The following is a 10,413-nucleotide window of genomic DNA, read 5'->3' on the forward strand; positions in this document are numbered from 1 at the left end:
CGGGCAGTCGACGGGGTGGCAATCAGCAGGCCAGGCCCGCTCGCCGCCGGGCTGGCGTCGAGCGCATTGGCGACGGCGGCCTGATTAGCACTGGTCGCCAGGCTGGCGAACGGAACGGCGTTGCGGGTCAGCGTCAGCGTCACCGCGTGGGCCGAAGTGTTCAACGACGCTGCGAGGAACGGCAGATCGTCGGTCACCGCACTCGCAAAGCTGCCGGTGATGCCGCCGGCCGCGGTGAGGATCGGATAGGCCTGGCCGAGGATCGGGCTGTGCCCGATCAAGCCGGCGATAACGGTGCCACCCGACAAGTTCGCGGTGCCGCCGATCTGGATCAGATCTGCGGTGCTCCCCTCGACCTGGGCGAAGTAAGCGGCGCCCGCCGACACGCTGAGATTGCCGGAGACCTGAATGGTGCCGACCGAATGACCGGGCGACACGATCGAGCCGCCACGCAGATCGAGCGAGCCGAACGTGCCGGTTCCGCCGAGCCAGCCGGCATTGGTGAAGGCACCGCCGCCGCTGAAGCTGCCATCGACCACGCCGGCATTGTAAACGGTGCCGTCGTTACTTAGCGCGCCGGTGAACGTGCCGGTCCGGCCGACGACGAAGCTCGCCCCGGAGGCGACCCATAGCGGTCCGAGCAGACTGCCGCTGAGGCCGAGCGTGCTGCCGGTCTGGACCCGGGTGCCGCCGGTGTAGGTGTTGGCCCCCGCCAGCACCAGCGTGCCGGTACCTGCCAGCGTCAGTCCACCTGGGCCGGAGATGTCATTGCTCCAGATGTCGAACGCGTTGAGGCCGCCCTGCGACGCGTCCATCGTCACGGTGACGTTGCTGCGGAACGCGCCGTAGCCGCCGCCCGCCGCATACAGATTGAGCCGCGCCCAGCCGGTGCCGTTGTCGAGCGGACCACCCGACGGCAGCTCGGTGGTGGCGAGGATCTCGTCGAGCTGGGCGGTCGTCAGATACGGATAGCGCGTCGCGATCAGATAGTGCGCTTCCGCCGGCACCACGGGCGCAAGATCGGTCGGGCCGACCGACGGCAGATCGTAGGTCAGGAAATGCCGATAGGCCTGCGCCTGCTGCTGATAGCTGGCGGCAGTCGGGATCACCCCACTGCTGAGGCAGGCGATCAGATTGGCGCACGCCGATGCATAGGGCGAGCTGGCACCGCCACCAAGATAGGTCTGCATCTCGGTCGCGAGCGACGACAGATTCGTGGTGTTGAAGTCCGCCGAGGCGTACAGCGGATTGCCGGCCAGCATGTTGGCGGTGACGTAGGTCGCCATGATCCGGCCGCCGATCACGTCGAGCGGATAGTGCGCCGCATAGACGTTGAGGTCGTACGAGAACTGCGCCGCCGCCATGACGAACTGCTGATAGTAGCCCGGCGCCAGGATCGCGAACGGCACCGCGTTGGAGGTCGCCAGCATCGTATGGGCGCTCGGGAAATCGCCGACATTGGAGTCGCCGAGCACCCAGTTGATGTTGTACGCGCCGGGCGTCTGCTGGTTCTGCCACGCCAAATAGGACGAATTCTGCGGCGTGAACGGGTTGTTCAAGATCGCTGCCGAAACCTGATACGGCGGCGGATTGCCGTAGCTGTCGGTCTGGCCGGGCAGATAGCCATAGGCGTTGCCATAGACATCGCTGGTGCCGAAGTACGGCTTCATCGCCACGATCTGATTGCTGCCGATGATCGCGGCTTCCATCCGCAGGATCGAGGCCGGCAGCATCGGCGCGGTCGGAATGCCTTGCGCATCGTAGCCGTAGGAGGGATTGCCCGGGAACGCGCGCAGCAGCACATTGGCCGGCACCGCCGGCAGGATCAGCACCGTGCCCGCGGCGATCTTCTCGGCCTGGGTCGAATTCAGATAGATCTCGACCTGCTTGGCGAGATTGGCGTCGAGCACCGCCCGCCCCTGCACGGTCGACAGCAGACTGTTGAATGGGGCCAGCAGCGCTTCCTGGTCGGTGGCCTGCTGCGCACAGCGACCCGTGCAGCTCGTCTGCGCCCGCGCTGCGTCGATCGACGGCACCAGCGCCACGGCTACCAGGATCGCATGTTGGACAAGGCGCATAACGGCGCTCGACGGTAGGCAAACGGGCCACCGACGAAGCCTCGCTGCATGCGCCAACATGCGGTCGATTCGGAAACTCGCGCAATGCTGACCGGGTTACCAGCCTATCCCTGCCCGGCACGACCGCCGAAGCGGCAACTAACAATCACGAGCGGGGAAGGCTCAAGCCGCCGGGGTCGACGAGTCCGAGGTGTTCGACGCCTCCGCCGCAGCGCGCTTCTTCTCGACCATCGACACCGCGATGATGGAGCCTTCGTACAGCAGCAGCAGCGGGATCGCGAGCGAAGCCTGGCTGATCACATCGGGCGGCGTCAGCACCGCGGCGATGATGAAGGCGCCGACGATGAAGTAGCGGCGCTTCTCCTTGAGCTGCTTGGCGGTGAGCACGCCGATCCGCCCGAGCAGCGTCAGGATCACCGGCAACTGGAACGCCAGGCCGAACGCGAAGATCAGCGACATCATCAGCGACAGATACTCGCCGACCTTGGGCAGCAACTGGATCTGCGCGGTTTCGGTACCGCCCATCTGCTGCATGCCGAGCGAGAACCGCACCAGCATCGGCAGCACCAGGAAGTACACCACCAGCGAGCCGAGCAGGAAGAAGCCCGGCGTCGCGATCAGGTAAGGCACGAAGGCGTTGCGCTCGTGCTTGTAGAGGCCCGGCGCGACGAATTTGTAGATCTGGGTCGCGATGATCGGAAACGAAATGAAGCCGGCGCCGAACATCGCCAGCTTGAGCTGGGTGAGGAAGTATTCGAGCAGCGCGGTGTAGATGAACTTGGAGTTCTCCGGCCCCGCGACCCAGACGAACGGCCAAACCAGCACGTTGTAGATCTGCTTGGCGAAGAAGAAGCAGAAGATGAACGCGATGCCGAAGCCGAGCAGCGCCTTGATCAGCCGCGACCGCAGCTCGATCAGGTGGTCCATCAGCGGCGCCTTGGAGGCCTCGATATCCTCGGCACTCATGACGCTTTGGCGTCCTTGGCGGGTTCGGGATGCGCGAGATCCGGCGGCGCGGCATCAGGCGTGGGAAGCGCATGCGTTTCGGCCGCGACCGGCAGGTTCGCCGGCTCGGTGGCCTGCGCCTCGCGCACGATCGCCAGCGGCTCGGACGCCGCCGCATCGTGCTGGGTCGCCTCGGTGAAGGTCTCCGCAGTCGGCTGCGCCGGCGTCGTCGGCTCGGTCGGCGGGGTATCGATGTTGGTAGCCTTGTCGAGCGCCATGGCGTCGGTGACCTGGCTCGACAGCTTGGTGAGCATGTTGTTGGTCGACAGTCCGGTGGTGGCTTCCTTGACCTCGTCGAACGACTTCTTGAGGTCGGCCATCTCGGCCTCGCGCATCGCTTCCTGGAACTGACCCTGGAATTCGGTGGCGAGCCGGCGCGCCTTGCCCATCCACTGCCCGACCGTGCGCAGCACGCCCGGCAGTTCCTTGGGGCCGATCGCGATCAGCGCGACCACCCCGATCACCATCAGTTCACTCCACCCGATGTCGAACATGAAACGTGCCGACTATGCCTCAATGCGCCCGCGCAACTGCCGGGACGCTTCCGGGCGCGCCCCGCCGTCCCCGCGATGCGCTCACCCTTGGGTCATCCGGCGGCGCGTGCCGTCGCCGGATCAAGCGGCCCCGGCGCGGCGATGCCGCACGGGGCTCGAAGACGGATCAGGCGCGTTGCGACCGCGCTTCAGACCGCCTTGCTGCCGACGTCGGTGCGGTTGGTCGCGCCGGGCGTCGAGGTGTGGTCGATCGACTTCACCGGCTCGGACTTTTCGGCCGTCTTTTCATCGTCCTGCAAGCCCTTCTTGAAGGACTTGATGCCCTGGGCGACGTCGCCCATCAGGTCCGAAATCTTGCCACGACCGAACAGCAGCAGGACGACCGCGATAACGACGATCCAGTGCCAGATACTGAGTGAACCCATCCTGCCTTCTCCCGAAACTCGACCGGCGCGCCAGCCCTATTCACTTGCGAAGCTAGGTGAAAGAGCCGCCCGAAACAAGGATTTAAGCTGTCGCAACGGCGAGTTGATCGCCGCTGATCCAGTTCCTTTCGAGGCGTAGCGCCGACTTACTGGTGCTGATCATCCTCGCCGTGGGCGTCGTGCTCGGCGTCCTCGTCGGAGCCTTCCGGCTCAGCGGTATCGAGTTCCGGAGCGTCGGTCTGGTCGGTCTCGTCTTCCCCGGTTTCGAGGTCGTCAGACGCGACCTCGTCCGCCTCGGCGACGACGTCCTCATCCTGATCATCCGACGCGACCAGTTCCACTTCGACGGTCTCGATCTCGATGCTGACGTCCTCCTCGGCATCGAAATCGCCAGAGTCGGCCTGTTCGGCTTCCAGCTCGGGATCGTCGACTTCGCCGACTTCGGCGGCGTCTTCGATCTCACCGGACTCGTCGGCCTCCTCGGTCTCGGCGAAGCCGGTTTCGGCCTCGGCCTCATCGTCAGAGGTCTCGGCAAAGCCGGTTTCGACCGGTTCGGCGTCGTCATCCACGGTCTCGGCGAAACCGACCTCCGGCGCGGCCGCATCCTGCTCAGCGGTTTCGGCAACGCCCAGCTCGGCCTCGCCGGTCTCCGCGGTGCCCGTGGCCTCGGCGGTTTCCGACGCGGCAGCCTCGGCGGCCGCGGCTTCGCCCTCCAGATCCAGCTCGGGGTCGGCTTGCGGCGCCAACGCCAGATCGAGATCGCCGGGCTCGAGCGGGTCTTCGTCTTCGCGCAGCGCCGGATCGTCCGACGGCGTCGGTACGCTGAAGCCAGTCGGCAGCCGGGTGTCGAGCAGGCCGGTGCCCTTGAGTTCTTCGAGGCCCGGCAGGTCGGTGAGCGACTCCAGGCTGAACTGCGACAGGAACGCTTCGGTGGTGCCGAAGGTCAGCGGCCGGCCCGGCGTCTTGCGACGGCCACGCGGCTTGATCCAGCCGGTCTCCAGCAGCACGTCGAGCGTGCCCTTCGAGGTCGCCACGCCGCGGATTTCTTCGATCTCAACCCGGGTAATCGGCTGGTGATAAGCGATGATCGCCAGCATCTCGATCGCGGCACGCGACAGCTTCCGCGTCTCGGTGGACTCGCGCGTCATCAGCCAGGCGAGATCGCCGGCGGTGCGGAACGTCCACTTGTTGGCAATGCGGACGAGATTCACGCCGCGACCGGCGTAGTCCTCCTGCAACTGCTTCAGCGCGACCTTGACGTCCACGCCTTCCGGCATGCGCTTGGCGAGCGCAGCCTGATCGAGCGGCTCAGGGGACGCGAACAGCAGGGCTTCGAGCAGACGCAGCTCCTCGGGCCGGGACTGCGGCTGCTGTTCGGCGCTGTCATCAGCGAGATGTTCGACCGGCTGTTCGAACTCCACGATGCGCTTCTCCGCCAGACTTGCCATGGCTCGGTCTCCTTCTTCCACTACCCGACCGGAGCATCCGGTAAGGCTGCCGCTTCCATCGCTGGAGACGGCGGACGCTTACGAAAATACAAAGGCGCCAAGGGGCCCGACTGATGCAGCTCGACCTCGCCCTCGCGCACCAATTCGAGCGCGGCCGCGAAGCTCGACGCCAGCACGGTGGCGCGCTGGGTCGGATCGGGCATGTAGCGCAGCAAATATTCGTCGAGCCGGCTCCAATCCTCGGCGAGCCCGACCAGACGCTCCAGCGACGCGCGCGCTTCGCTCAGCGACCACACCGTGCGCTTGGCGAGATGCACGGTGGTGAGCACGCGCGACTGGCGCTGTGAAGCGTAGGCACTGAGCAGGTCGTACAGCGTCGCCGTGAATTTCGGATGCTTGATCTCGGCGATCTCTTCGACCTGACCACGCGGGAAGATGTCGCGATTGAGCTGGGCGCGGGTCATCAGCCGGTTGGCGGCTTCGCGGATCGCTTCGAGGCGGCGCAGCCGGTTGGCCAGCGCGTTCGCCATGTCTTCGGCGCTCGGACCTTCCTGGGCCGGCGGCTCCGGCAGCAGCAGGCGCGACTTCAGGAAGGCGAGCCACGCCGCCATCACCAGATAGTCGGCGGCGAGCTCGAGCCGGATCTTCCGTGCTTCTTCGATGAACAGCAGATACTGATCGGCGAGCGCCAGGATCGAGATCTTGTGCAGGTCGACCTTCTGCTGCCGCGCCAGCGTGAGCAGCAGGTCGAGCGGGCCTTCATAGCCCTCGACGTCGATGACGAGCGCGTCGTCCTGGTCGGCCTGCTGCTCGACAGGCCGGCCAGTCTCGAATTGCAGAATCTCAGCGGTCATGCGCCCACCTTTGCGCGGCCGATCAATGCGTCGAGTTCGGCACGCGCCGCCGCGCGGTCGAACGGCTGGGGAGCATGGCGGGCGGCCAGCGCCGCCTCGGCGCGTGCCAGCGCCCTGCCCTGAAGCTCCGGAGTCTCGGCCACCACCTGGCGCATCTCGTCGAGCTTGCCGTTGCAATGCAGGACGACGTCGCAGCCCGCCGCAACGATCGCGCGGGTGCGCTCGGCGATGCTGCCGGCCAGCGCGTTCATCGAGACGTCGTCGCTCATCAGCAATCCTTGAAACCCGATCGATTCGCGAATCACCTGGTCGATGATTGTCGCAGAAGTGGTCGCGGGTTGGGCGGCATCGAGCGCGCTAAACACAACATGTGCAGTCATCGCCATCGGCAGATCCGCGAGCGGCCGGAACGCGGCGAAGTCGGTGCGGTCGAGTTCCTCGCGCGCCGTGTCCACCGTCGGCAGGCGATGATGGCTGTCGGCGGTGGCGCGGCCATGACCGGGGATATGCTTGAGCACCGGCAGCACGCCGCCCTGAGCCAGGCCGTCGGTGACGGCGCGGGCGATTGCCGCGACCTTGTCCGGGGTGGTGCCGTAGGCGCGGTCGCCGATCACCGCGTCGGCGCCGGCGATCGGCACGTCGGCCAGCGGCAGGCAGTCGACGGTGATGCCAAGCGCGGCGAGATCGTCCGCAATCAGCCGGGCACTCAGCCGCGCCGCGGTCACCCCGGCCTCGGGATCGATGTCATAGAGCGTGGAGAACACGGCGCCCGGCGGATACACCGGCCAATGCGGCGGTCCGAGCCGCTGCACCCGGCCGCCTTCCTGGTCGATCAGGACCGGCGCATCCGGGGAATCCACGGTTCTACGCAATTCTTCAACCAGCGCTTTGACTTGCGCCGGATTGTCGACATTACGCTTGAACAGGATGAAGCCCCAGGGACGAGATTCGCGGAGAAATCCGCGCTCATCGTCGCTGAGGCTTAAGCCGGCAATACCGGTGATGAAAGCGCGCGGTGCCATACATGGCCGCTTAGCCCGCGCGCGCCTCCAGGGTCAAGGAAACCGCCGTTAATTCCTCTGGACGACGCACTGTCCGCCGGCACTTTTTAGGTTGCCGCAGACCTGTTGGGCCTGCTCGGCGGACGAGAACGGTCCAACCATCGCGCGGTAGTACGTCCCCTTGCTGCCGAGATCGACCCGCTTGATCAGCGGCGGCTGCGATCCAAGCACGGACGGGAACTTGCTCTGCAGGCTGCGGTAGGACGCCTTGGCGTCGGCCTCGTTGCGCTGCGACGAAACCTGCACGACGTAGCCGCCGGAGGTGGCGGCCGGTTCTGACGCAGGCGCCGAGGCGACGCGCTGCGGCCGCGGCGCTGCGGTCTCGGCCGAATTCGGCGACAGCGACAGCGGCGCATTGCCGGCCGAGGCGTTGGCGTCGGCGACGCCGCGTCCGGGCGTCCGGGCGGCAGGCGCCGCGGTGCGGGCCGCACCGGCTGGCTGAGCCGCCGCATCGGCCTGATCCGGGCGGATGCTGTAGGTCTTGATCTTGCGCGGCTCGTCGCCAGCCAGCGTGCCGTTGTTCGGCGGCGGCGGCAGGTTCGGCTTGGCACCGGGCGCGACGCTGGCGACCGGCGGCGGATTGGGGTTCTGGTTGAGCTGCGGCAGCACGACCCGCGGGCCCGAGCCGGGCATCCGCGACGGATCGGCGGCGGGCTGCTCTTCCCGTGAGACCAACGCTTCGACGCCGTTGCTGGACGCGAGCCGATCCTGGATCGGCTTGCCGGCGTTGTCGTTCGACGGGCCCGGAATCTTGGTTGGGCTGGTATCAGCCTTGATCACCGGCGGCTCGCCGGTGCGGGTCGTGCCGGCGAAGGTGCGATACGCCAGCGCGCCACCGGTGCCGACCACCGCGAGCGCGAGGATCCCCACCACCGTCAGCATCGTATTGCGGCGCGGCTTCAGCGCGCGCTGATCGGCCTGATCGTCGTAGCCGTCTTCGTATCCGTACGGCGCCTCTTGATAGCCACCGATCGGCGCGGGGTCGGCCGGAAGCTGGCCATACAGCGCCTCGTCGTAGCGATCGGGCTCCAGCGACGTCGCGGGAAGCGGCTCGAATGGCGGGTCGTAGTGCACGCGATCCGGCGGCGGCAGATCGAGCTGACGCTGCTCCGGCGGCGCCGGATCGAACCGCGGATCGAGCGAGCGCAGATCCATCGCCGGCTGCTCGATCGGCCGCATCTGCAGCGGGTTCGGATCAATCGGCGGCTGGATCGCCGGCGCGCGCTCGAAGCTCGGAGCCTCAGCGCGGCGCGGCGGTGCCGCATTGATGAACGACGGCGGCCGGCTGAAATCCGGCTCCGGCGCAAAGGTCGGCTCCTGGGTGCGCGCCGGCTCAAGCGCACGCGGCGCCTGGCGATGCTGCATCCACGACGGCATCGGCGGCGGCGACAACTCGTCCTCGGCCTGCGGCGGCACCGGACGGCTGGCACGAAAATCGGTGGAACGCGTCTGCGGCGCAACCGGCGGCGCCGGCTCGATGCGCGGAGCGGTCTGCCCGAACGGATCGGTCTGACCGATCAGGCGCGCGAGTTCGGCGAGCGGATCGTTTTCCGGCTTCTGCGGATAGCGGGACGACGCCCGGCTGTCGTCATCGTCCAGCGGAAAAGGTCGGCTCTGATATCGATCCGTCATCGTGATGTCGCGTCCCATTCGGGAAAGCTGCCCAAGGCGCCCTCGCAGACGACACGGCCGCTCTCACAAGCCGCTCCAGATCCCCATCTGACGGCCGATCCCCTATCGCATCTCGTCCGGCGCAGTGACGCCGAGAATGGCGAGCCCCGAGGCCAAAACCGAGACGACGCCTTGGACCATCGCCAAGCGCGCCCTGGTAATCTCTGCATCATTATTGATAATGAAGCGTAAATGAGGCAAATCGCGGCCATGCGTCCAAAGCGCATGAAACTCGCTCGCGAGCTCATTGAGATAAAACGCGATTCTGTGCGGCTCGTGAGCCTGGGCGGCGGCTTCGACGATCCGCGGATAGAGCGCAAGTCGCTTCAATAGTTCGAGCTCGGCAGGATCGTTCAGACGCTCCAGCGGCGCCTGCCGCAGCATCGCCGCCCGCGCCTGCGAATCCTCGGGCAGATCCGGTACCACCTCCCGCGCGTTGCGGAAGATGGAATGGCCGCGCGCGTGGCCGTACTGAACGTAGAACACCGGATTGTCTTTCGACTGCTCGATCACCTTGGCGAGGTCGAAGTCGAGCACCGCATCATTCTTGCGGAACAGCATCATGAAGCGGACAGCGTCGGAACCAACCTCATCCACCACTTCACGTAGCGTGACGAAGTCGCCAGCCCGCTTCGACATCTTCACCGGCTCGCCGTTGCGCAGCAGCCGCACGAGCTGAACGATCTTGACGTCGAGCGCGCCCTTGCCGGCCGTCACCGCCTGGATCGCCGCCTGCATCCGCTTGATGTAACCGCCGTGGTCGGCGCCCCAGACGTCGACCATGTTGGCGAAGCCGGCGTCGAACTTGACCTTGTGATAGGCGATGTCGGACGCGAAGTAGGTGTAGGAGCCGTCCGACTTCAGCAGCGGCCGATCGACGTCGTCACCATAGGCGGTGGCGCGGAACAGCGTCTGTTCGCGATCCTCATAGTCCTCCACCGGCGCGCCCTTCGGCGGCGGCAGCCGGCCCTGATACACGTCACCCTTGGCGCGCAGGAACTCGATGGTCTCGGCGACGCGGTTGCGGCCGCCTTCGATCAGCGAGCGTTCCGAGAAGAACACCTCGTGGGTGATGTTCAGCGCGGCAAGATCGCCCTTGATCGCTTCCATCATCATCGCGATCGCCTTGGCGCGGACGGTCGGCAGCCACTGCGCTTCCGGCAGTTCCTTGAGCGCCGCGCCGTGCTCGGCCTTCAGCGCCCCGCCGACCGGCTTGAGGTAATCGCCCGGATACAGCCCTTCGGGAATTTCCCCGATCGCCTCGCCGAGCGCTTCTCGGTAACGCAGGAAGGCGGAGCGCGCCAGCACGTCGACCTGGGCGCCGGCGTCGTTGATGTAGTACTCGCGGGTGACGGCAAAGCCTGCGGTGTCGAGCAG

At 66.7% G+C, this 10,413-nt stretch carries 9 protein-coding genes; all 9 read right to left on the bottom strand.

All coding sequences use genetic code 11. From position 1 onward, the window contains the following. Nucleotides 1-2,078 (bottom strand): phosphatase PAP2 family protein (locus DYI24_RS13700; RefSeq protein ID WP_349627775.1); only part of this gene is annotated, 2,078 nt, incomplete at its 3' end. Between the two features lie 162 nt (nt 2,079-2,240). Further along, nucleotides 2,241-3,044, bottom strand: coding sequence for a twin-arginine translocase subunit TatC (gene tatC, locus DYI24_RS13705; protein WP_107344751.1), 804 nt, complete (start codon nt 3,042-3,044; stop codon nt 2,241-2,243). Further along, nucleotides 3,041-3,577 (bottom strand): Sec-independent protein translocase protein TatB, encoded by a 537-nt coding sequence (gene tatB / locus DYI24_RS13710; RefSeq protein WP_164572687.1) that lies wholly within the window; start codon nt 3,575-3,577, stop codon nt 3,041-3,043. Before tatB ends, tatC begins: the two co-directional genes overlap by 4 nt. Nucleotides 3,578-3,765: 188 nt before the next feature. Then, nucleotides 3,766-4,002 carry a twin-arginine translocase TatA/TatE family subunit gene (locus DYI24_RS13715; protein ID WP_011158398.1) on the bottom strand — a complete coding sequence of 79 codons (237 nt, stop codon included), beginning with the start codon at nt 4,000-4,002 and terminating at the stop codon, nt 3,766-3,768. Nucleotides 4,003-4,148: 146 nt separating this feature from the next. Then, entirely contained in the window at nt 4,149-5,450 is a 1,302-nt protein-coding gene (scpB, locus tag DYI24_RS13720) for an SMC-Scp complex subunit ScpB (protein ID WP_164572688.1), read from the bottom strand. 20 nt (nt 5,451-5,470) lie between these two features. Next, entirely contained in the window at nt 5,471-6,304 is an 834-nt protein-coding gene (locus tag DYI24_RS13725; RefSeq protein WP_107344754.1) for a segregation and condensation protein A, read from the bottom strand. Beyond that, entirely contained in the window at nt 6,301-7,326 is a 1,026-nt protein-coding gene (gene nagZ / locus DYI24_RS13730; protein WP_164572689.1) for a beta-N-acetylhexosaminidase, read from the bottom strand. The genes DYI24_RS13725 and nagZ overlap by 4 nt, the downstream gene beginning before the upstream one ends. Nucleotides 7,327-7,374: 48 nt before the next feature. After that, nucleotides 7,375-8,997, bottom strand: a complete 1,623-nt coding sequence (locus DYI24_RS13735) for an SPOR domain-containing protein (protein ID WP_164572690.1) — start codon at nt 8,995-8,997, stop codon at nt 7,375-7,377. Between the two features lie 102 nt (nt 8,998-9,099). Further along, the coding region (locus tag DYI24_RS13740; protein WP_164572691.1) for an arginine--tRNA ligase at nt 9,100-10,413 on the bottom strand (1,314 nt) is incomplete at its 5' end.

The organism is Rhodopseudomonas sp. BR0C11, from assembly GCF_010820945.1.
GTDB lineage: Bacteria > Pseudomonadota > Alphaproteobacteria > Rhizobiales > Xanthobacteraceae > Rhodopseudomonas > Rhodopseudomonas palustris_H.